We start from the raw sequence: 23124 nt of genomic DNA, 5'->3' as shown, positions 1-23124 counted from the left end.
AGCTATGGAGAATTTATATATCCATCAAGCAGCCCACCCAATCAGACAGGGTGGGTAAAAATGCTATGGAGTTTGACTTGTAGAAGATGGAGTTGCAGGATTAGGCTTGCGCTTCCAAGTGTATGTACACTTTAATGCTCCCTCTGGCATAATCTTGGCTACAGCACCAACGTTAGTACCTGCTTCAGTCTTGATGCCCAAATTAAATTCTACTGAAAACTGCTCAAGTTCGTAGCGATCGCTTGGCGACGGTTCTGGTAGGGAAGCCATCAAAACCTTTGCCAGTCCGGTAAGCGGAAGTTTCAGCACTTTACGAGCATTTACCTTTACTTGTTCACCAGTTTGGCGTAAAGTATCGCGGAAACCTGTCTTTTCTGTCGCTTCATCTCCTTGAATTAAACCGTTACTATCTGCCGTATCAATCAGAATTTCACCATCTTCGCCCAAGTCAATTACTATTTCTGCCATTAATTTACCTCTATTGGAAAGACGGATGGAGATTCTTAATAAACTAGGTTAACAAATTTCTACGATGACAGCGCTTTTCAAGTGAGTCAGGTACAGGTGTCGGCTAGGGACACGATACGGCGCATTGGTATCAAAAATCACCTCAAACTCTTGATAAATCTTGCTTTTGGCTGATTCTCGCTCTCCGGCGACGCCACGAGAGCGAGATCGTAATTCTTAGACAGCAGTCTGGCACTAGGTTTGAGCTTAAGTTGATATCTATAGCGGACACCGCCCGCCCCAGCAAACTACTTCCTCTGCAACCTAAGCCCGCGAATAGAATAATCCAAAAGCTCGATCGGGTGCATCAAAGTAACAGCCTTCCCCTGCAACTCCAAATGCTTCTTAATTTGCAAAGAACAACCAGGATTAGAAGAAGCAATTAACTCCGCCCCAGTATTCAGCAAATTCTCCACCTTTTGCACGCCTAACTCATCAGCCACATCCGGCTGAAGCATATTGTAAACCCCCGCACTCCCGCAGCACAAAGCCGCATCCACAGGTTCTTTCAACTTCACCCCAGGGATTTGTTGCAACAACTGACGCGGCTGCAAACTAATCTTTTGTCCGTGCAACAAATGACAAGCATCCTGATAAACGATTGTCAAATCTCCCTCAGTCAAAGGATTGAGTTTTGCCGTCATTCCCGCACTTGCCAAAAACTCTTGCACGTCCTTCACATTAGCAGCAAAATTCTCAGCTTTCTCCCGATAATCCGGGTCATCAGCTAAAATGTGACCGTATTCTTTCAAAGTATGTCCGCACCCCGCAGCATTGATAATCACAAAATCAACGCCCGTATTTTCAAAGCTGTCAATCATTTGTCTCGCCAAAGCTTTAGCCTGTTCTGCTTGTCCTTGGTGTTCCGGTAAAGCAGCACAGCATCCCTGACTTTTCGGAATCACAACCTCGCAACCATTAGCCGTCAAAACTCGCACTGTAGCCTCATTCACAGGCGAGAATAACAGCCGTTGCACGCAGCCTAAAATCACCCCAACTCGATAGCGTTTCTCCCCTTGTGCGGGAATGATTTCGGGTAAATTATCCCGAAAAGAATCGACAGTAACTTTCGGCAAAATTGATTCCATCGCCGCCAAGCGAGGAAATACTTTTTTCAGCAAACCAGTTTGGCGAATTAGTTTTGGCAGTCCTAATTTTTGATAAACAAACAGCGGTACAAGTAAAGGCCGCAATCTGTGAGGATAAGGGAAGAGATTAAAAATTAGAGTGCGAATTACATTGTCAGAAAAAGTGCGTTTCTGATTGCGAGCAACTTGGTGGCGGGTTGCGGAAATTAACTTGTCGTATTGAACTCCAGAAGGGCAAGTTGTCACACAGGCCAAACAACCCAAACAAGTATCGAAATGCTGCGAAGTTGCTTCATTTAAAGGTGCGTCGCCTTCGTTAATTGCATCCATTAAATAAATGCGACCTCGGGGCGAATCCATTTCTTTGCCGAGTACCCGATAACTCGGACAAGTTGACAAGCAAAAGCCGCAGTGGACGCAGGTATCGATCAATTTGGGATCTGGCGGATTGTTGGCGTCGAAACCTGGGATTTCAAGGGTTTGCAAGTGGGGATTTTGGGCTAGGAAATTGCTTTCTTTCGCGGGTTTGAAATCGTCGCTGGGAATTTGAGATGTTTCTGAAGTTTGCATATATTACCTAATTCTTTTGGTTCGTAGTGAGGACTTTAGTCCTTTTCCTGGGATTTAAGAAGGACTGAAGTCCTCACTACGAACCTTAAATTCCTGGTTTGTAGTGAGGACTTTAGTCCTTTTCCTGGGATTTAAGAAGGACTGAAGTCCTCACTACGAACCTTAAATTCCTGGTTTGTAGTGAAGATTTTAGTTCTTTTCCTGGGATTTAAGAAGGACTGAAGTCCTCACTACGAACCTTTTAAGATCAAACGATCGCAATTTAAAATATTGTCCGGGTCAAACTCTTGCTTGATGCGACGCATTAGATCGATCGCGCTTCCAGTATAGCCCCAAACATCTAACCCTTGCTTGATGTGGGCTGGCGCAGCCAAAACCGTCAGAAAACCGCCTTTAGCTTCGCACGCCCTCCGTACCTGCAACAGCGTTTCGGCTGTCGCAGTTTCAAACCGCAAAACTCCCAAACCGCTGCCCGCATGAATCAAAGCATCCTGTACCGGCAAATCGTTAATTGCCTTGACAGCTTCCGACGGTCTGATGCCTATTTTACAAATAATTGCTGAATTATTCCCATAATCCCAGATTGTTTCTGGCAATCTTTGCCATAATTGATGCTCGTCATTTTCGCCGCAGTTAGTGCCTTGCAAGCCCAACTTTTCGCCAACTTCTAACAAGCGGGCGGATTGTTGTTTGACGCTTTCGGCGATGCTTTGAAACCTCACTACCAATCCGGAACCTTTACCCAAACTGAGTTTTTCTACTAACTGCGGTGACAGCAAATCAACGGCTGTCGGTGTCAGAGCAGAAGATAATAAGATTTGAGCAGCTTCAGCTAAAGCATTTGTTTCTCCTGTCAGTATGACAGTTCCCGACGATTCGGGTAGCGGATAAACTCGGAATGTTACTTGAGAAATGACGCCCAATGTGCCGTAGGAACCGGTCAACAGTTTCATTAAGTCGTAACCGGCGACATTTTTCACAACTCGACCTCCGGCTACAGCAATTTTACCGTCCGATCGCACAAAGCTAATTCCCAACAACAAATCGCGCACGCCCCGGTAGCGGTGTCGCAGCGAACCCGTATCAGCAGTAGCGACAATCCCGCCCAAAGTTGCCTGTTGCGGATATGCTGGATCGATCGGCAAAAATTGACCTGCTTTACCTAAAATTTCCTGCAAATCCGCAAACTTCATGCCCGCCTCCGCAGTCACGGTTAAATCGCCCACAGCGTGTTCTACCAGGCGATTCAATCGTGCCGTACTCACAGCCACCATCCCCCCTGCATCAGGAGATCCCCCTAAATCCCCTTCCCGGGGGACTTTGACAACATCTTGCTTTCCCCTTGGTAGGGGCGGTGCCCCCTTGCCCGCCCTAGGCTGGGGAGGATCCGGGTCAAATTTAACTAAACCGCCCCAATCGAGTTTGCTGCCACTTCCACAAGGCAAGAGTGGCCAGCGATTTTGCCCGGCCAAAGCAATCACCGCGGCGAGTTCTTTCTGGGTATGGGGATAAACGGTACAGGCTATTGAATTGCCTGGGGCAACTGCTTTTTCTACCCTTTCTTGCCAAAAAGCCTCTATATCTTGGCGCAGACAGATGCCCGAAGTGCCGACAATACCCTCTAATTCTTGTGTGCTAACGTAATTTTCTGCCGAAATATTTTTCATGAAGGTTCTCAGACGCCCAGTAAACAAACAATCAAAACAGCCCCTCAAACCATTAAATATGAATACGAGCCCCATATTCCAAAGATCGACAAACAAATGTCTCAAAATCGTCTTTCTGTAGGAGTGACCAGTCTCAACAAAGTGATTGGTGGCTGCTTGATTCCTGAGTGTTCTTATCTGGTACGTGGCGGCCCGCTTCCAGAAATAGATGAACTGCTGCACGCAGGGGGCTGGAACGGGCGGCTGTGATGGTGATTGCTGGGCCTACCGATGTGGGCAAAACGACGGTGGAGATTCAGTTGATGAAGGAGTCAATTTCTACTCTGCTGCGCCGCTGCGAATCGCTTTTTATTGACGATTATCGATGTATCCACACCCTACGGTTACTGTTGCATAAATACCTAGAAATTCGTATTGCTCGGTTTTGCTAATTATCGAAAATAACCGCATCAAAAAGGTTTACAAGCTTCAAGTCAGAATAAATTTTTAGATGATGATAAGTTGCCAGTTTTTGCCGACTCGCCGGCAAAAACAAACCCAGGCCAGAAAAGTTTTGATACCTACCTCGAATTGTCGAGCTAAGCAATCTACCATTTTGTTGCAATCTCTCAATTAAAAATGATTTGAAAAAAGTTAAGAAAACATTGCAAGCTGTTACGTCTGCACCAGAAACCTTCGTGATTTCTAATATAAAGTTAGCCAAGTCAACGAAGGATTCTCCACTATAATGATATACTTGTATAACAGATTGTGTATGTTTGACTTTTGAGGAAAAAAAAGCTGAATGAATGAGCTTTTTGACCGCATCAGTGTTGGACATGAGAATTGAATCGATCGCCGGATTAAGTTTCTCTGATAACTGGTGAAAGTAATCATTTTTAGTCAGTGTCAAACTATGATACATATCCAAACGTTCAAAATCCATAATTTTTTTAGCTATTTGACCTCCGTCAAGATTTGGATGACAGCTAAGGTGGTTCAGTAATGATTCATAATAGTAATTTGGTGCTCCCAGTATTATTTGAGATGACAGGGTATACTTGGCGACATTTTGAAATGTATAGTGTACTTCAATATTGCCCCGATGGCAGTTTTGAAAAAACAGAAGTTCTAATCTACCATTAATATCTTGATTGAATTTAGATATAACTTCACTGACTTTTTGTAAATCCATCCATTTAGGTTGTGTGATTGAAGTCGAACCGTAGTTGGGATTTTCATCGGGACTAATTTGCATGAGACTTCCACCATGACCTAAAAATACAATGACCCAATGTTTGGTCTGAAATTGTGACAAAGCCCAAGTAAGATATTCATTCAGAACATTTTCACTACTACTGTCTGCTGTTTCCAAGTATTGAACTGTAATGTTACCTTTGGTAATAATATTTCTTGATAATCGCCTCGATCCACTAAAATCAGATTGTACTAATACCAAAACTTTGTCAGTCTGTACACCTTTGCGTAACATTTCAAGAATAGGTTTGCCCAAGGTTGATAAATTGTTGTCATACGGCATCCAGTATAAAAGTATATAATCATAGTTTGGGAGAGGTCGATCGGCAGCGTTCAAGTTACTATTCTCCAGTTGTTTGCCTAGATATAGTGTACTCAAAAAAGCAGCATTACTTGTCGCTAAGTATTGAATGGCTTCTCTGCGTTTCATGATTTTATGACCTCAGCGAGCTTGGAATGAGAATTAAATAACTTATAATTTGATGGTTCGTGGGATGGGCGGGATATCCGGTCTTTCCGGGACGGGCGGGACGCCCATCCCACTTTCTTTGTGTAAATTATTTAATCTGCGATCCTTAGTTCTGTCAATTTAACATGGTTGGGGTCTTGTTGGTAGTGAATATGCTGGTCATCTTTGAAGACCAATAGATTTTCTGTGATATCAAATTCGATTGCATTACTCTGTAGTCATCTCTATATTCTCTCTCTGTGTTCTCTGCGTTCTCTGCGGTTAAAATTATTCTTATATAAGCCGAAACGATATGATTTATATTTTTGATTTTTCTAAAATTTTGTGATGGTGTTTAATACAATTTCTCTGGTGCACTATTGCCAAAAACCAGTGTTTTTCGTGCTAGTTCCAAAAATCACCGAATAGCCTGGGTTTGAAGCCCTTACTCATCAAGGCAGATTGTGATCGGAACGGAGTTTAAATCTCGGTTCTTATCACTTCGCTGTCAACTGTCAACTGTCAACTGTCAACTGTTTAAGCACCCGAAAATCCGATCGCGTACAATCAAATCAAAGTTCTATAGGAGCCATGGCATTTAATAGCTCTTCTAGGATAAACCGCAGCAAAGATTGAGTTGCCAATATTAAACCCAATCGGGCTTGAGCGAGTTTTGGCTGTTCTGTTTTGACTTCACCCCAAATTCGGCACTGGCTGTAAAAAGTCTGAAATGCTGCGCTCAAACTATTGGCTAATTTGAAATAATTAACAGGTTTTTCGGGTTGATTTGCCTCAAAAACTGGAGATAAACCATCTAGCACTGCGATCAGTTCCGAAATTAAACTGCGTTCTGCTGGAGCTACTAATAGCAGCCGACGATCGCCCTCGTCAACCCAAGGAATAGGATTTGGGGCCGCCAGCGACCAAATTTGCGGCGCTGTGGTGACATTCGGCTGTGCGATCGCAATTAACCGATCGCGATCGGCCATTCGCAGCAGGGAACAGCAGCGTGCGTGGCTGTACTGAATCGGAAACAGCCGATCGGCGGATATAACAGGAGATAAAGTGCGATATTCTGGAACAGGGAGGGGAATTTGAGCTAATCGCTGCAACCAGAAAGCTAAACCCGCATCAGTCAGCTCTAGCTCAATTATTCCTGACGGTGCGACTTGAACGGCGAAATCTGGACAACACAGCGGTTTGAGAATTTCGGCCAACTGTGCGGCGATCGCCTGCGGTGTCTCGTCCCAAGTTGCAGCTAATTTCAGGGCGATCGCAGACACGTACACCACCCGCTCCCTATTTTTAGCCCGATTTAACGGAATTTCGCTCGTTGTGCCTTGCTCTTCGATCGCGAAGAGCAACCTTAAGAGCAAAAAACACTTCACTGTAACTTCCGGGCACTGGGATATATTTAATGTATCCATATCGGCTATTCTTGCAGTAAAAGTGCTTAGAGACTGTTACCACTTGCGCTGTTTTTGTACGTTAAACTGCTGATGTCAGACATAGTAGATCGGCTCGCTCGGGCGAGGTCACATCGAATAAATGGGCTTTCTAGCGATTTTTGGGGTAAATATACAATAATTTACGATCGACTTATTGCCGAATTTTACCATTTTCATGTACTTTTTGCTACATTGAGTTTTTAGGTGAAACTGAGAAGAGTCAGCACAGTTAAGAAGCGTGTCGGCTCGATGGGGGGTTAGTTGTCTCACTTAGTATCGCAATGCAGGCAAAAACCGTTTTCTCACTAACTAAATATATCCCAGAGTCTCACTTATGCAATCAACTTCCACACCTCTAGAAACGATCGATCGACCGTTTATCACCTGGCAGCGAATTATCGACTGGGCCCAGGAACACTACCGCTGCCGGACTTTTAGCAAAGACGAGAAGATTCCCGCCAGACCAGGACTGCTCTATTTAGTCCAGAAAGGTTCTGTGCGGCTCGTCGGTAGCGCTCAAGTTAGCGCCGCTGCAACAAAGTCCAAATCCGTTTCCAAAACTACAGAAGAAGCTTTTTTGGGCTTCGTCGGCGCCGGTCAGCCCTTTGAACTGGTTGCTCAGTCTCCGTTTACGCTCCAAGCTTACGCCCACGCCGATCACACTCACGTAGTGTGGATGTACTGGCACGATTTGGATAATTGGCCTCACTTCCGCCGGGAAATTTTGGATGCGTTTCGCTACCAGCACCAGCGAAAGCTCCTCTGGCTGAGCACTTTGGGACAGCGCCGGACGATCGACAGATTGCTGGGTTTTCTCACTTTGTTGATCGAAGAGTTCGGCGAACCCTACGTAGGTGATGGAGAACCGGATGTGGTGCGGGGCTATCGGCTGCCTTGGGCCTTGACTCACGCTCAAATTGGCAGTGCCATCGGCTCGACGCGGGTAACGGTGACGCGGCTGATGGGCAAATTGCGATCGAAAGGTTTGATTAATACTGAGGATGATAATTTAATCTGTTTGCCCGCTAAGGCTACTCCCCAAAAGACGAAAAATCAAAAGCAGGATGTAGAAGCATTCCTCGAAGACGATCTCGATGACGATCTCGATGACGATTTGGATGATTCTATCGATGAAGATTTCGACGACGATCTCGATGACGATCTGGAAGAATCCGCATAAAATCCTGCGGGCGATTGCTAACAGCACTTAGCTATTATAGTATGGCTGTTTTCTTCTTGCTTCTTGCTTCTTCGGTGTACGATGAGTTTTGTAAACTTCTCTCGTTCTCGAATGGTGCGAATAATGTCGGACAAGCAAAAATCTCCAATCCCGAACAATCAGCAACGGGTGGTATTCTGCGACTTTGACGGCACGATAACTGTTGAAGAAACTTTTGTGGCAATGCTCAAGCATTTTGCACCGGAATTGTCGTCTCAACTGATGCCGGAAATGTACGCCAGAAGGATCAGTTTGCGCTCGGGAGTGCGACAGTTACTAGAGTCTATTCCCTCGGAATGTTATGGGGAAATTGTGGAATTTTCTAGGGGACAACTGATGCGGCCGGGATTGGTGGAATTGCTGGATTTTTTGGAGGCGCAAAGGGTGGATTTTGCGATCGTTTCGGGCGGCCTGCGGGTTATGGTAGAGACGGTTATGGGTGATTTGGCACACCGGGCGATCGCAATTTATGCTGTAGATGTGGACGCTAGCGGCCCTCACTTGCAAGTCAATTCTGAGTTTGAAGGAGATACAGAATTGGTGTCTAAGGTGCGAGTGATGGCGCAGCACCCCGCCCGGGAACAGGTGGCCATCGGAGATTCGCTGACGGATTTTAACATGGCTTTGCAGGCGAACTCGGTGTTTGCGCGCGATCGGCTTGCCGAATATCTAGACGAACAGCAAAAGCCGTATACTAAATGGGATAATTTTTTTGACGTGTTGGAAAATTTATCCCAGCAATGGAATTGAAACTAAACTATTGGGCATAGGGATGGGGCATGGGGCATGGGGCATAGGGCATAGGGCTGCGGTATGTGTATTGGTAAAGTGCGCGTTGCACACCCTGCACTTAGATATGCCAGCACAATTCCTAACGTAAAAGGTAGATAAAAAGCTGAGGATTTGCAAAGAATGAGTGGCGATTTGAGAACGGATTTAATTGTAGCAGCCAAACATTTTTACGATCGCGGTTGGATGGCTGGGACTGCTGGCAATCTTTCAGCCCGCTTACCAGACGGCAGTTTTTGGATTACTGCTAGCGGGCGCCAGAAAGGGCAGTTAACTGATTCAGATTTTATCAGAATGAGCTCCGAAGGCGCGATCGTCGAACAACCGGTTCCTGACAGCCGCCCTTCCGCCGAAACCAGCATTCATTTAGCCGTTTACGATTGTTTTCCAGGCGCTAAAGCTTGCTATCACGTGCACTCAATCGAGGCAAATTTAGTTTCTCGCCTAACAGCAGGCGATTCAGTGCCTTTACCTGCGATCGAAATGCTGAAAGGTTTGGGGGTGTGGGAGGAAAACCCCCAGGTGGCGATACCCCTATTTGCAAATTATTTAGAAGTGCCTAAAATAGCCAAAGAAATTTGTGAATATTTTGCCGTTTGTGAACCCTCTGTACCCGCGTTGTTAATTCGCGATCACGGCATCACAGTTTGGGCAGACTCAACCGCTGCAGCCTACAATTATGTAGAAATTGTAGAATATATTTTTCGCTACACCCTCGCAGCCAGCCAATTAAACTTAAATTTGAGATGTTAGATTGAGCCAGTCTTGGACGCAAAATCTAATATTTCTAGGGTGTGTAGAGGCGCAGCTTGCCACTAAATATCGCCTCCAACCACTTCTTGAGTCCGAGACTGCAATCAACTAGCAAATATCGAGAAAAGGCAAAAACATGGCTAAATATACCCGAATTTTATCGATAGATGGAGGCGGAATTAGAGGAATTATACCCGCGCAAATTGGAGTTACCCTAGAGTCAAAGCTACAACAAAAAAGTGGCAACCCAGATGCCAGAATAGCTGACTATTTTGATTTAATCGCCGGCACGAGTGCAGGAGGAATTTTAACCTGCCTCTATTTGTTCCCCGATGCCAACAATCCCAGCAGGTCTCAGTGGACTGCCCAAGAAGTTCTTAATTTTTCCATCGACAGCGGCATTGGCTTTTTTCAAAGTTCATTTTTGAAAACACTCGAATCTCTAGACGGTTTAATAGATGAGAAATATCCGAGCGATGCGTTAGAAAAATTCTGTTGGCAAAACTTCAAAGATTGCAAACTCAGCCAACTCCTCAAACCTTGTTTAATTTCCAGTTACGATGTCGAAAGGAGAAAAGCTCATTTTTTCAATCAAATAGATGCTAAAAAATATCCAGCAGCAGACTATTTTCTCAGAGATGTCGCCAGAGCCACATCTGCTGCTCCTTCTTACTTTGAACTTCCCAAAATTTACTCTTTGACCAACGAATGCTACGCTTTAATTGACGGTGGAGTATTCGCCAACAATCCCGCACTTTGTGCCTATGCGGAAGTGAGAAATAAATTAAGAATTCCCGATACTCGCTCCGACAAAGGCCCGACAGCAAAAGATATGGTAATTTTATCGCTGGGGACGGGACAAGCTCAGAAAAATTTTCCCTACGAGGAAGTGAAAAATTGGGGTAAAATAGAGTGGGTTCAGCCTTTGATTAATATCATGATGACGGGAGTTGCTGAAACTATAGATTATCAAATTATCCAAATTTTTGATGCCATTGACAAACCCAATCAATATTTGAGAATTTCTCCAGATTTAAGCCACGAACCACGACTGCCGATTGATGATGCCTCGGCAGATAAAATATCAACTCTGGTCAGAATTGGCAAGGAGCAAGCCAAAAAGTATAATCAAGAGTTGGATAAGTTTATCGACTTGTTGCTTGCCGAGTAATCAATAGAAATTAATTCTTTGGTACGTAGTTGCGCTTGGGCGCTATACGCTTATATTATAAAGAGCGCGCTTTGTGCAACTGCATACCTCTTGTATAAGTTACCAACCGCAGGGCTGGCAGACTTAAAAAATATATAGCCTTTCTCAAAAAGATGAGGTATAACAGACAGCTCATATAACTACTAAACTTAGGGGGCTAAAGCCCAACAACGTACCTCATTTTTGTGATAACCGCTATATGTTGACAAATTGTGCAATAATTGCTGTACAATTGGCGAAAATCTCAGTAGTGGCAGTGTTTCGCCTTGTTTGCAATTAATCGCTAGCAGTCAGTCATTGGGTAAAAATTACCAAAAGCGCGATCGACATTTAGATGAAACCTTTAATAACAGGTGGTTTCAGCGTTTTTTAGTGACGCTGTTCCTAGGTGGCCAAGTCTTGCTGCGCCTACTTCAAGGCAAAGTTGACCGCCGCAAAATCATGGAACATTTAGTCACAGTAGGCTTGGATTCTTTGCGCTCCGTGCTGCTAATAGCCTTTTTTGCAGGGATGATTTTTACTGTTCAATCCGCGAGAGAATTGATTCGGTTTGGGGCGGTTGGGGCGGTGGGAGGTGCTTTTGCAGTGGCATTTTGCCGCGAATTAGCACCAGTTTTAACAGCGGGCGTGGTGGCGGGACAAGTAGGTTCTGCCTTTGCCGCAGAGATAGGAGAAATGCAGGTGACGGAACAAATAGACGCCCTGTATATGTTAAGAACAAATCCCGTTGATTATTTGGTAGTCCCGAGGGTGATAGCTTGCTGCGTCATGTTGCCGATTTTAACAATTTTTTCGGTGGCGGTGGGAATTTTGGGCGGGCTGTTTGTGGCGGTTAATTTTTATGAGTTGGAACCTTCGGTATTTTTGGAATCGGTGCGGACTTTTTTGGGGCCTTGGGATTTAGTAACTGTGGCGATTAAGAGTGTAATTTTTGGGTTGATAATTGCGCTTGTCGGTTGCGGTTGGGGGTTGACGACGGCGGGCGGAGGGAAGGGAGTAGGCCAAGCTGCAACGGCTGCGGTGGTGACTTCTTGGGTGTTTGTTTTTATAGCAGATTTCTTTTTATCGTTGTTGATGTTTCACGAGTTGGGGATTACGAGAAGCGGCGGGTAATTGATGAGGGAGGAGATGCAGGCGGCGGTTCAAACCGCTTCTATGATTCAACTTGTAGGGTGCGTCAGTTGGCAAATTCTGGATTGTTAAACTACCAACTCAAACTGACGCACCTACTCAATTACTGAGGTTAATCGATTTTCCATTTTTCGATTTGAGATTTTATATCGTGTCCGGTCGATTGACCGCGATAATATCCGTTCGTAGTGCGGACTTCAGTCCGCAATATGCTGCGGACTGAAGTCCGCACTACGAACAGTTGTTTGTTATAGTAATCGACAGGACATGATATAAAATCATTTATCAAAATTTGTGCTGTAGAATAATTGTTGTTGTTTTCTCAACTATTGTCGATGGTGCGTCGCCATGAGATTGTCGATATAATTTTGGGATTAATCGTGGCGACGCACCCTACGAATACTACAGAAATTAAGTTCGTAGTGAGGACTTTAGTCCTTCTTCATGAGGGAAGGAATATAAGGGGGGCGATAAACTCGAATTGCTTGAATAGGAACTGTCGCGTCTGTTTCGGGGACGATTTCGAGGATGTGTTTGGAGTTGCTCAAATTCTGAGCCAATGTTGTAGAATACTCGCGACTTGAATCTGCAATTTGTGGCGGAATGTATGAATCTACAAACATCGGCTGAACTTGCCAGGAAATCTCAAAGCCTTTCGGAGTAGGCTTTTTCGAGTATTCATAGGCATTTTGCAGCCACCAGTTTCTCGGTTCAATCGCGACGCGGCCAGATTTTGAAACAAACATTTTGTCGTTGGTACCGCTGCCGTCGTAACCTGTTTTAGAACCTACTACGTCAAATTTAAACTTGGTAGCATCGCTGTTAATCTCAGTGATTGTAGCTTTCCAATCTTCGACGATGAGCGGTTTTTGACTGGATACTTGGATGATTGCTGGCCAAGGGACGCCGAGAGAAACGCTGGGTCTGGTGATGCTGTAAAGTTCGGGAAATTCTGAGGGTTTTTTGCCGTCGATCGCAATTTTAGCAGAAATTGCCTTGCCGTTGAAACTTCGATCGGCGATCGCATCTATCCGATTCCCTTCAAACTCTAAAACCAACTTGCCATCCTGCCACTTAACATCAGTGCCCACTGTATAAGTTTTGACTAAATTCTGCTGCCCAGTTTGAGGAGAATTTGGATTGTATCGCAGGTAGGGTTTAATGAGAGCAGCTAGCAGAAAATTCCCCCAAGCGTTGAGGTGAATGCTGTCGCTCAATAGCTGTTTTGGCTGCAAGCGATTGTCTATCAAATACCTGCGCCAAGGTGTGCGAATTTCCGCGATTTCGCAGCCGTATTTATCTGCCAACTCACGCAACCATTTGGTAGAATGATTGTTGTGCCATTCGTAGCCTTTGATTTCATTTTCATTATCATTTTTACCTGTCGGCAGCCAGGTTATGTGGTCTGAATGCAAGAGTATTTCGCTAGCAGTGCGGCGGCGGACATTGGCAATTATCGCTTCGTAATCTTCCTCACCTCCGTAGACGTGAAAAATTAGCAAGTCTGGATAAAAAGGATACAAATCATGTTCGCTGGGACGGATTAAAAGCGACGATGCAAATCCTCCGATGGCGCGATTTTCTACAATCAAATCAGCATGGGGAAATCGCTTTTTTAAATCCTCGACTACATCTTGCCACCAATCTTGCTGAGTGATAGATTGACCGTAAAATAAAATGCGTACTTGGTGGCGTTTTGTAGGAGTGCTGGTTGCAAGTAACTCCATCGTTCGTTGAATTCTCGCTCCCAAATTAGCATTATTTGCAATAGGAGCGGGCGGGGGAAATTGGGTGGCGACAGCTATTTTTTTGAGAGCCGGAACTAACAGGAAGCTCAAACACAACAAAAGTAGCCACCAGTATCTATAAATCTGGGATTTGATGCTATTTTTCTGCCGTTTTGTCATTGTTTTATTTTTCCGTCATCTAAAACTTACTTCTACTCTAACTAGCAAGAGTAGCTGTAGGCTGTGCAATGTACACCTTCCGAGACCTTGTACTGTACATGAGAATGCGCGTTTCACGAGTAGCCTTGAGCACCACAGCGCGCCCCTTACGAGTTGCTTGTTGATTCTTAATTTTGCTATATTAACAAATATACTGCGACAAAAGATGATATAGAGGAGTTCACGAAAAAGTGAAGTATATCCTATTCCCTATTCTCTATTCCCTATTCCCCATTCCCATGAGTACGCCATAGGGGAACTCGAAAGGCTATAATATCTACTGATTAATTGCAAGAACTCGATCGCACGTCAAATGGATTACAAAACAGCCCGCAGTTTTCTGATCGACCAAGGAACCGCCCTGGAAACCAAGAAAAATCCCGACGCCTTCCTGATGCGCCTCAAACAAGGCCAGCCACCCGTACCGGGACAGGTGACATCGATTTTATTAGCTTTAAAAATATTGTTTGAAGGGCTTCAAGAATCGCCAATGCTCGATCGCCAATTAATCTCGGCCCTCCATTTACTCTCAACAGACAGTTTACTGCAATTTGAAGCAGGGCGGGCCAGAGGAGTTTCTTGGCCGCCGCTGCTGAAAGAAGACTTAAATCGAATTGCGATCGGAGTCAAGAATATCTTTTCGGGAGTCTGGCAATAATTAACTAAAAATAATTAGCTAAGTCAACTCCCGACGTTCAACAAGAGAGAGAAAATCTCAAACTCTACTCGCGAAAGCTTTCTAGGGATGCTAAAAGATCGGGAAGTCCCGCCAGGGAAGCCGAGACTAAAGCCTCATCTTTGTAAACTCGCGATCGGACTATGCGGATATTTTTAGGAGCCGAGGTTTTACAGCCTCGCATCTCCCTATTGCTGGTTTCTCGGTTCAGGCAAAACATAGCTGTATCCTCATTTTATCCGTAGAGTTTCGCCTCCAAATTTCTCGGGGCTTGCTCAATATTTCTATTATTACTCGGATTGGTAATAGGGATGAAACCATGAAATAATTATTCACGATAGTCAGGGATCGAGTTAAACTGCATCATAACTCTTATCAAACTCCATCACAACTCTTATTAATTTGTTACAGAGGGTGTTTGTTTGAGCCGATCGCCCGCAGCTACACAGACACCAGCAACTAAAAAGGCGATTTCACAGGAGGAAGTCATATAAATGATTCTAACTCTTAGTGCAGCAACCGTTATCGCTCAAATCCGGCCGACTGTCCAAAGTTTGCCTGACGGAGACTACCGCTACCGAGACTCATTTGCGATCGATCGACCTTTTCGAGAAATCCAATTTCGCAAACGAGATAGATACATTACCGGCAGCGACTCTGACACGCGTACTGGTAAAAGCTACTGCTTTCGCGGCTTCCCCCAGCACAACAACATTGTTAACATCACGAGGGCGATCGCAATTTCGTCGAAAACAGCACAGCAAACCCAATGGAAATTAGAGCCGGGAAACCCGATTAATTTTGACAAGCTTTATCCGCTGCAAGCTGGGCCGGGATTAGAATTATACAAATGTTTGACTGCATTTTTACCGGAATTCAAAGAGTCATCAGTCATTAGTCATTAGTCATCAGTCATCAGTCATTAGTTATTAGACCTCTTGCAAAATAATTTTATGATATAATGAAAATTTTTGCTGAAAGTTGATTGAATACCAACTGTTAACTTATTTTCACTCTTGTCTTGTTATCAACAGAATAAAATGCTATAAAGTGCTGTTGTCGTTACAAAACGAGTAAATCATGAAAAATCAATTTTATCTAAACTTAAAACCTTCTCAATTTCAACGTAGATTTGGTGTGAAGATTGAAACCTTGAAAGCAATGGTTAGCGCATTGGAAAATTTTAATTCAGAAAATCAGAAAGACAATCTTAGGGCGTCGCACTATCCTAACTCTAGAAGAACAGGTCTTAGTAACCTTGGAATATTGGAGAGAGTATCGAACATATTTTCATATTGGGACAACTTGGGGAGTATCTGAATCAACAATTTGCCGAATTGTCACTGATATTGAATCTACTTTAATGAAAACAGGAAAGTTCCGTATTCCGGGGAAAAAGGCATTACTCAAAGACTCTGATTATCCAGAATTCGTGGTGATGGATGTCACAGAAACAACTATTGAACGACCCCAAAAAAACAGAAGAGATATTACTCAGGAAAGAAAAAGTGTCATACTCTAAAAACTCAATTGGTAATCAATCAAGAAACAAAAGAAATTATTTGCACTGCTTTTGGACCAGGGCATTGCCACGACTTTAACTTGTTCAAAAAAAGTAAAGTTCGTTTTAATTCCGAAACAAATAGCTTACAAGATAGTGGCTATCAAGGGATAAAAGACTATCACACTAATAGTTATATACCGAAAAAAAAAACTAAAAATGGGAAATTTTCTCGAATATAAAAAGACTACAATCTAGTCTTAGCGCAGGAGCGAATTGTTATTGAACACGTTAATCGGAGTCTCAAAATATTTAAAATATTGTCGAGTCGTTATCGGAATCGCCGTCGCCGTTATGGTCTACGTTGTAATTTGTTGTCAGCAATTTATAATTATGAGTTAGCTCTAGCCGATTAAAATTAAAACTTCTGATTATAACATATATCTTTTTTGCAATAGGTCTAATAATGGCTTTTGAGATGTTATGATTTAGCCAGGTTTGGTATCTTCTTTCGCGCCCCGATAACCGTTTCAAAATCTGTCTAGCTCTACGTCTAGATGACCTTGTGCCTTGAGATGCTTTTTTTGTAAAGAAGCCCGAACACGGCTATACTTATGTCTAGTTTTTTGAATCTCCTTACCTGACCACGATTTACCTGTGCTGGTTACAGCTAGATCGCGCCTTCCGAAATCGACACCAATTACATTAGTTGTTTTTTGAGGTTTAGGAGTTTCCGATTTGAACTGAATGTGGACGTACCAGCGATTATCTTTATGCAAACAAACTTGAGCCGAAGTAGGATTATGACCTGTTAGCTTGCTCTTATGGTAGTTACTAGCTCTTAGAGGAGCGGTTAACCGCTTGAGAGTGGTAGAAATGCTCAGCGTCCAATTTGACTAGGGCGGAACGAAAAGTCCTAGCATCACAATCAAAGCTAGTGGGCTTAAAATTCTTGACCTTTTTCCCTTTCTGTTTTGCCGTTAGACGATTTGCTGCTACTCTGGCACAAGCTCTAACAACATGGTTAGCTGTTAGTCCCAACTGTTCTTTCACATCTTTGTAACAGACAGCTTGGATTGAGTTTCTATTCGTTAGGTTACGATCGACATTTCGATCTATCCAGTTACAAGCTGACGCAAAAGCTGACGCTGTATCGGAAAACAATTGTTGCTGTTCGATACTAGCTTGAAGCTTTACAACTAAAGTCAGGACTTGTTCCATCTCACCAAAAAACTCACTACTATGAGTATAACTTAATTATTGCCGTTGTGCTGTCGCACGTTGATACTGATTGCAATTCCTCTCGCCGCTAAACTTCGTTATAGCGGGAGCCTCCTTGCAACATTAAGGTGAGATTGCCTTGCTGGCGGCGCAGAAACGCGGGCTTCTAGCCCGTCCTTTATGGACGGGCGGGACGCCCATCCCACAAACTTGTGTAAATTATTGAATTTGCGTTCCTAAGGAATCAATACTTCGGACATTTTTAGATCTAATCGAGTATCTCAAACCCTTGATGGCTATAGGGATGAGTATTTTTTCAATGTTTGAGTCTAGCCCTGACTTTCAAAAAAACATTAAAAATGCCAGGGCTTACGCTGTAACGCTTACAGAGTCGTTAAAAAACTGTCCGAAGTATTGTAAGGAATGAGAATTAAATAATACCATTTTTCTAAAATCGTGCAACACTCGAAGACTCCCCTAGCCCCCCCTTGGCAAGCTACCGTGTACACACAACTTGCCAAAACCTGGCTGTGTCTGACACAACCCTTAGTCGGCAAGGTTTTTAGACAATCGAGATCGTTATCAATAGTTTTAAATTATTGATAATGGGTGACGGGAAATCAAGGATTAAAAAAATAAATTTCCGTTTTTTTTGGGTCAATTGATTTCCAACTCGACTTGTGTGTACACCGTAGCCTTGGCAAGGGGGGGGGACAAGAATACTGTTATTTCGTTTAAAATTGGTATAACTTACAATTTGATAGTTCTTCTGGCCCATCCCACTTTCAAGAGTGTAAATTATTGAATTTGCGATCCTAAGAGGGCCCAAGCCCAACAACGTCCGCGAATCTTTCTGAGAACCGCTATGGTTTCAACGGCGAGGGTTTTCTTGTTAGTGTTTCTTCGGGTTTTTGGGAAAGGGAATTCCTAAACTTTCATGGAAAACAAGTTGAGTTTTATACGTCAAGCGGCGGTTGACTTGTTTGATGATTTTTTCCAAAAGCGCATCGCCGGTTTTTTCAATCAGAGGTTGAGACATCGATCGAATAAACTTGGGAAAGCAAACCCCTACAGCTAAATCTAGCTTCCAGGTGGCGCTGGTAATCGCAGGCGGTAGCTGGGCGCGTTGCGACGCAGGCCAATCGGCGGCAAACTCGTCAGACGGTATCTCGACTAGCTTCATTGCCGATCGAAAATCCACTTCATATCCGGGCGCGGTATAATTCGGAACCGGAATAGTTTTAATCAAATAGCAGCCTTGGGCGTCAGGCGGCAGCAACTCTAAACCAATTCTCGCTTCAACTCGGTAGCCGAAGGCCCCAAAACGACCGATTAATAAATCGTAGCCGTTTTCGCCGATCGGCTCAGCCTTCATCGGCAAAGCGCACTGACAAAACCAAGTCTTGTGATTGTTAAAATGCTGCGCCACCGTTGCAGCATCGGCGTACATCTCCATGCTGTCTTCAAAGTGGGTGTGAAACCAAATCGGCTCAACTTCCTCGCCTGCATCCGCACCTGCACTTTCGGGCTGTCTGAAACTCGCATCTGCGTAGCAATTTTCGTCAGAATCTTCAACAGTTTGATATTCAGCGGAATTCTGCTTCATCATCAAAATTATGGGTAGAAACCCCGTCCTTCTAGGACGGCTTTGCATTTTTGAATTTACTACCGCCTTGGGATTGGTTAATTCGGGGTACTTTTGTATTGCACTTTCAACGGGACAATTACCGCTTCAAATCTTCCAATCCTGTACGCATAGTATTTTGCTCAATTGAGCCTCCCTTTCGGGGTAATGTTAGCTTTGCCAAAGTTTTCTGAGCTTGTTGGGCTAGCAGCACTGTTTCTGTTACCTGGAAACTGTTTAACCACCAGCGACAGAGCAAGAGACTAGCGAAAGCATCTCAGGGTGTCATGACTCAAAAAACGTAGTCAGTTAAGACTTAGGCCCGTCAGAATGGCTTGTCCGATTTCTCTTTCAAGCCTCATGCCGTTGGGGCTGAGGTTCCTGACATGCTCTCCTGCTAATACACGCCAATCAGTCGGGTTGGGGATGTGGTCGGGGAGTTTTCTCCCTACAATTGAGAAATTGATAGTAACAAAACTTACCCTAGAACAGCATAACTCGTCTTATGAAAGCATTTGTAGCAGGAGCGACAGGTCAGACTGGCCGCCGAATCGTCGCAGAATTAGTCAAACGGGGCATTCCCGTGCGCGCCCTCGTCCGAAATCTAGAGACAGCAAGGCAAATTTTACCTCCTGAGGCAGAGTTAGTTACTGGTGATGTATTAAATGCGACTTCTCTGGGCGATGCAATTGGTGATAGTACGGTGTTGCTGTGCGCGACGGGGGCGGCCCCTGGTTTTGATCCGACTGCGCCTTACAAGGTGGATTTTGAAGGTACTAAAAATTTGGTGGAGGCTGCTAAGGCTAAGGGAATTGAGCATTTTGTGCTGGTGACTTCTCTGTGCGTTTCTCAGTTTTTTCACCCGCTGAATCTGTTTTGGCTGATTCTGGTGTGGAAGAAGCAGGCGGAGGAGTATTTGCAAAAAAGCGGTTTGACTTATACCATTGTCCGTCCGGGCGGTCTCAAAAATGAGGATAATTCAGATGCGATCGTCATGAGGAGTGCGGATACACTGTTTGAAAGCAGCATTCCCCGCACGAAGGTAGCCCAAGTGTGCGTGGAGGCGCTGTTTCAGCCGGCTTCTCGCAACAAGATTGTGGAAATTGTGGCAAAGCCGGAGGCCCCGCAAAAGAGTTTTGAGGAGTTGTTTGCCGCCGTGGTTTGATTGCATTAGGGTTCCTTGGGTTCGGTGCGTCAGACTACAACCCTTCGACTTGAGTCAAAAATTTGGACTGACGCACCCTACAACTGAGGCCGGCAAAAGAGTCGCTTGGGTTCGGTGCGTCAGACTACAACCCTTCGACTTGAGTCAAAAATTTGGACTGACGCACCCTAGAAAAAAATCGGGTTTTTTTACGGTAAATCCAAGATATCAAATCGAAAAGTGGAAAATCGATGCTCCGCAACCGCGCGCAAGTCCCATCAGTGCAAACCGTAGGGGAATTGCTAATTTTTCGATCGCCAAATCTGGCAAAATCTTAAGAGCTTGACAATCGGCAGTTACAATTTCCCCTTCCCCGCATGATGAAAACTCTCAAGTGGCCAGCTTGGTTCCCCTATCCGATTTCGTGGTTAAGGGCATTTGCTCTCGCTCAGAGTTTTAGTTTTGTCCTTCGCAGGGGCATTCCTTTCGCCAACGACGATATCGGCTTTCTGACTCTGCTGCTGGCGGCTTGGCTGATTCAGTTACCTTTGTTTTTTGTCGCTCACTTTTTGGCCGTCAAAATCCTCAATCCCTTGCTGACTGTGCTGCCGGGCCGCTTTCGAGTGGCGCGCAAGTTCAAGCGGCGGCATACTGGAGTGCGATCGCACTTGCGAGAAGGGTTGAATGCTGTAGTAGTGCTTTTTTTTGCGTTTAATCTGGCGCTGCTGGTGCAAATGGCGATATATTATTGGCCAGCGCGATCGATCGATCCGGCGCAAATGCTCGCAGGAATCTCTACTCTGACAAATGTGGCGATCGCCGGTGAATTAGATTTCTGGCTGGTAAAATTGGCAGGAGCTTTATCGAGTTTAACGCTATTAGCCGCGCCGCTATACCAACACGATTTTCGCGTGCGGCGGATGCGGGCGGATCGAAAATTAGCCGAAATCGCCGAAATGGAAATGACTGCATTTGAAACCGAGAAACTCCGCCGCCGCCAAAAAAGTTTGCTGAGGCGATCGGAAATTCAAATTCTGGGATTTCTACTTGTAATCGGCATTGTAATTAGCGGGGCTGTTTTTTTGGTTGCCAATTTGCGGGGAAATCAGCAGTTTTCGCAGTCAACAAGCGAAGTGAGAAAAATGCCACCGCTGGCTATAAAAACTGGCGATCCTTACATTCGAGCTTTGATGCGAACTATTTCTGCTAGCGAGTCCAATGTTTCTCGGCCTTATCACGTTGTTTACGGCGGAAAATATATATTAGATTTGAGCCGTCATCCTGACTGGTGCGTGAAGATTGTCAACGGCCCAAATGTTGGCAAATGTACTACAGCGGCGGGTAGGTATCAATTTTTGACTTCAACTTGGAAAGACAAAGCGAAGCGCTATCACCCAAAGCCTGGTAATTTTGTATTGTGGCAGGATTACAGTTTTGAACCGGAATATCAAGATGCTGTGGTTTATGCCTGGTTGAGCGATCGCAAATTTTGGAAAGCCGATATTCCTGAGATGTTGCGGCAGGAAAGATTAACTGATGTTTTGCGAATGCTGTCGGGAACTTGGACGAGTTTGGGATATGGAATTGAGAACAATTCTATGAGTTCTAGTTTGCCGAAAGTCTACCAGAAAGTGCTGCGAGAAGAATTGGCAAATACTGGCTCCTAGGGAATTATATCAAATAGGTTCGTAGTGCGGACTTTAGTCCGCAGATTAAAAATCAAGTCCTCACTAAAGGTTCGTAGTGCCGACTTTAGTCCGCAGATAAGGACAAAAGTTCTCCGCACTGTATTTCGCCGACACTTTGAATAGCAATTGGGGCAATTAGAATCCGATGAGACGATCGCACGACACTCGGAAAATGATCATTTCGCTCTAACTAACTACATATAGCCCAATACGGTTGACTTAAGAAAAATCTGACTTGCCAAAAATGCCTGTATTGTCAGAAAATCGTCAGATGAAATTCGTTGAAAAGCGTTAGGGAACACCACAGAATGATTGATCCTATAATGACCAAAAGATAATTTCAGTGTGCAGCCTATCTTAGGGCTTGCTGAAAAAGTCAGAAAACAGCATTTAGAAAGATGAGTGAATTTGAGAATGCCTCGGAAATATAAGTTTTCTCAAGCTTGTGATGGCAAAACATAGCTTTTGCCAATCATTTGAGCCAAAAAACATCCCAAAGGTTTTTATTATGAAATAGACCGAAAAAAAGCCAAAAAGCCTGCCTTACCCTGGCAGAAAGATTCATCACCAGAAAAGTTATTGCGATGCTTGTTTCAGAAGTATTATTAAGTTTAGCCATCACTCTACCAAGGCTAAATCTTCTTTTAGCTTCTCCAAATTTCCCCTCAATTAAGTTACGAATTCTTTCGTCTGATTGAGCTTGTTTTTTGATTGCTTTGCTCGGATTTTTGGGAGGTCTTCCTCCTAGACGAACACCGCTCATTCTAATGCCGAGTTCTTTGCACCAAGCTCTATTTTCTTTGGTTCGATATATCCGATCTACATGAATTGATTCAGGGTAATATCCGGTAAATTGTTTAAAGGCTTCTACTTGTCTTTTAATGTCTCCTGATTCGTTGAAGTTATCCCAACTAATTCGGTCTAAAAATACGTACCTATTTCGACAACTGGCTGACAGTTTTGCCCCAAATTGAACGGATTTCCCAGCTTTTCCTCTGATTATAGGGCGGATATGTGGTTGCTTTAAACTTACCCCAACTGTCAGGAATACTATGTTCTTTCTTTTCATACATTGACAACTTTTGGCGGTAGACTTCTGTCACTACTAACAGCATTCTATAATCAGATTTGGTCATTTGTGACAAGTTAAGAAAAAGTGCAAATTGTCAAGGGGGTATACAAAAAAAGGTAAAATAGAATGAAACCTTGACCAGGCAAGCATTTGAGCAAGTCATGAGTAGTAAAAAACGCATTCACC

20 protein-coding genes and 2 pseudogenes are annotated in these 23124 nt (G+C 44.2%); 12 read left to right on the top strand and 10 right to left on the bottom strand.

Going from position 1 to position 23124, the window contains the following annotated elements:
- Positions 1 to 63: 63 nt before the first annotated feature.
- The 3 genes from QZ918_RS26655 to QZ918_RS26645 all read right to left on the bottom strand — a co-directional run bounded on the left by QZ918_RS26655 (position 64) and on the right by QZ918_RS26645 (position 3832).
- Entirely contained in the window at positions 64 to 468 is a 405-nt protein-coding gene (locus tag QZ918_RS26655) for a hypothetical protein (protein ID WP_293147696.1), read from the bottom strand.
- A 287-nt stretch (positions 469 to 755) separates the two neighbouring features.
- Positions 756 to 2165: a (Fe-S)-binding protein gene (locus tag QZ918_RS26650; RefSeq protein WP_293340444.1), complete on the bottom strand. Its 1410-nt coding sequence runs from the start codon at positions 2163 to 2165 to the stop codon at positions 756 to 758.
- 230 nt (positions 2166 to 2395) lie between these two features.
- Positions 2396 to 3832, bottom strand: coding sequence for an FAD-binding oxidoreductase (locus QZ918_RS26645; RefSeq protein ID WP_293340442.1), 1437 nt, complete (start codon positions 3830 to 3832; stop codon positions 2396 to 2398).
- Between the two features lie 96 nt (positions 3833 to 3928).
- Here QZ918_RS26645 and QZ918_RS26640 point away from each other — a divergent pair, with 96 nt between their 5' ends.
- Both QZ918_RS26640 and QZ918_RS26635 read left to right on the top strand, forming a co-directional pair.
- Positions 3929 to 4081: a hypothetical protein gene (locus QZ918_RS26640; RefSeq protein WP_293340440.1), complete on the top strand. Its 153-nt coding sequence runs from the start codon at positions 3929 to 3931 to the stop codon at positions 4079 to 4081.
- Positions 4081 to 4263, top strand: a complete 183-nt coding sequence (locus QZ918_RS26635) for a hypothetical protein (RefSeq protein ID WP_293340438.1) — start codon at positions 4081 to 4083, stop codon at positions 4261 to 4263. The genes QZ918_RS26640 and QZ918_RS26635 overlap by 1 nt, the downstream gene beginning before the upstream one ends.
- On the opposite strand, the gene QZ918_RS26630 is transcribed toward QZ918_RS26635, so the two are convergent.
- On the bottom strand, positions 4260 to 5498 hold the full coding sequence (locus tag QZ918_RS26630) for a clostripain-related cysteine peptidase (RefSeq protein ID WP_293340436.1): 1239 nt from the start codon (positions 5496 to 5498) through the stop codon (positions 4260 to 4262). The two genes, QZ918_RS26635 and QZ918_RS26630, sit on opposite strands and share 4 nt — an antisense overlap.
- A gap of 590 nt (positions 5499 to 6088) precedes the next feature.
- Positions 6089 to 6943 (bottom strand): DALR anticodon-binding domain-containing protein, encoded by an 855-nt coding sequence (locus tag QZ918_RS26625; RefSeq protein WP_293340434.1) that lies wholly within the window; start codon positions 6941 to 6943, stop codon positions 6089 to 6091.
- 355 nt (positions 6944 to 7298) lie between these two features.
- On the opposite strand from QZ918_RS26625, the gene QZ918_RS26620 reads away from it, so the two are divergent.
- The 5 genes from QZ918_RS26620 (at position 7299) to QZ918_RS26600 (ending at position 12048) form a co-directional block, all read left to right on the top strand.
- Positions 7299 to 8144: a Crp/Fnr family transcriptional regulator gene (locus QZ918_RS26620; RefSeq protein WP_293340432.1), complete on the top strand. Its 846-nt coding sequence runs from the start codon at positions 7299 to 7301 to the stop codon at positions 8142 to 8144.
- Between the two features lie 123 nt (positions 8145 to 8267).
- Positions 8268 to 8933, top strand: coding sequence for an HAD-IB family phosphatase (locus tag QZ918_RS26615; protein ID WP_293340430.1), 666 nt, complete (start codon positions 8268 to 8270; stop codon positions 8931 to 8933).
- 162 nt (positions 8934 to 9095) lie between these two features.
- Complete coding sequence (mtnB, locus tag QZ918_RS26610) at positions 9096 to 9725, top strand: methylthioribulose 1-phosphate dehydratase (protein ID WP_293340428.1); 630 nt, start codon at positions 9096 to 9098, stop codon at positions 9723 to 9725.
- Positions 9726 to 9861: 136 nt separating this feature from the next.
- Entirely contained in the window at positions 9862 to 10896 is a 1035-nt protein-coding gene (locus QZ918_RS26605; protein WP_293340426.1) for a patatin-like phospholipase family protein, read from the top strand.
- A 336-nt stretch (positions 10897 to 11232) separates the two neighbouring features.
- Complete coding sequence (locus QZ918_RS26600; RefSeq protein ID WP_367275446.1) at positions 11233 to 12048, top strand: MlaE family lipid ABC transporter permease subunit; 816 nt, start codon at positions 11233 to 11235, stop codon at positions 12046 to 12048.
- 130 nt (positions 12049 to 12178) lie between these two features.
- Here QZ918_RS26600 and QZ918_RS26595 read toward each other — a convergent pair whose 3' ends face one another.
- Both QZ918_RS26595 and QZ918_RS26590 read right to left on the bottom strand, forming a co-directional pair.
- Complete coding sequence (locus tag QZ918_RS26595; RefSeq protein WP_293340422.1) at positions 12179 to 12355, bottom strand: hypothetical protein; 177 nt, start codon at positions 12353 to 12355, stop codon at positions 12179 to 12181.
- Between the two features lie 142 nt (positions 12356 to 12497).
- The gene (locus tag QZ918_RS26590) at positions 12498 to 13973 is read right to left on the bottom strand and encodes an SGNH/GDSL hydrolase family protein (RefSeq protein ID WP_293340420.1); all 1476 of its coding nucleotides are present in this window, start codon (positions 13971 to 13973) and stop codon (positions 12498 to 12500) included.
- Between the two features lie 352 nt (positions 13974 to 14325).
- On the opposite strand from QZ918_RS26590, the gene QZ918_RS26585 reads away from it, so the two are divergent.
- Positions 14326 to 14670 carry a Dethiobiotin synthetase gene (locus QZ918_RS26585; RefSeq protein ID WP_293147671.1) on the top strand — a complete coding sequence of 115 codons (345 nt, stop codon included), beginning with the start codon at positions 14326 to 14328 and terminating at the stop codon, positions 14668 to 14670.
- A gap of 64 nt (positions 14671 to 14734) precedes the next feature.
- Here the strand turns inward: QZ918_RS26585 and QZ918_RS26580 are convergent, their stop codons facing one another.
- Positions 14735 to 14908 (bottom strand): hypothetical protein, encoded by a 174-nt coding sequence (locus QZ918_RS26580; protein ID WP_293147670.1) that lies wholly within the window; start codon positions 14906 to 14908, stop codon positions 14735 to 14737.
- Between the two features lie 274 nt (positions 14909 to 15182).
- On the opposite strand from QZ918_RS26580, the gene QZ918_RS26575 reads away from it, so the two are divergent.
- A complete protein-coding gene (locus QZ918_RS26575; protein ID WP_293147669.1) occupies positions 15183 to 15593 on the top strand; it encodes a hypothetical protein in 411 nt (136 codons plus the stop codon).
- A gap of 175 nt (positions 15594 to 15768) precedes the next feature.
- Positions 15769 to 16605, top strand: a pseudogene (locus tag QZ918_RS26570) (IS5 family transposase).
- Between the two features lie 1697 nt (positions 16606 to 18302).
- On the opposite strand, the gene QZ918_RS26565 reads toward QZ918_RS26570, so the two are convergent.
- Positions 18303 to 19016, bottom strand: coding sequence for a DUF1997 domain-containing protein (locus QZ918_RS26565; protein ID WP_293340458.1), 714 nt, complete (start codon positions 19014 to 19016; stop codon positions 18303 to 18305).
- A 523-nt stretch (positions 19017 to 19539) separates the two neighbouring features.
- Here QZ918_RS26565 and QZ918_RS26560 point away from each other — a divergent pair.
- Both QZ918_RS26560 and QZ918_RS33320 read left to right on the top strand, forming a co-directional pair.
- Positions 19540 to 20199, top strand: coding sequence for an NAD(P)H-binding protein (locus tag QZ918_RS26560; RefSeq protein WP_293147667.1), 660 nt, complete (start codon positions 19540 to 19542; stop codon positions 20197 to 20199).
- A 356-nt stretch (positions 20200 to 20555) separates the two neighbouring features.
- Positions 20556 to 21845: a glycoside hydrolase family 24 protein gene (locus QZ918_RS33320; protein WP_527250448.1), complete on the top strand. Its 1290-nt coding sequence runs from the start codon at positions 20556 to 20558 to the stop codon at positions 21843 to 21845.
- Positions 21846 to 22338: 493 nt separating this feature from the next.
- On the opposite strand, the pseudogene QZ918_RS26550 reads toward QZ918_RS33320, so the two are convergent.
- Positions 22339 to 22996 (bottom strand): annotated as a pseudogene (locus QZ918_RS26550) (transposase); the annotation flags it as partial.
- Positions 22997 to 23124 lie beyond the last annotated feature (128 nt).

The organism is Microcoleus sp. CAWBG58, from assembly GCF_020883045.1.
Taxonomy (GTDB): Bacteria; Cyanobacteriota; Cyanobacteriia; order Cyanobacteriales; family Microcoleaceae; genus Microcoleus.
Note: the sequence above shows the minus strand (reverse complement) of the source record. Positions and strands in the feature narration are given on the sequence as shown.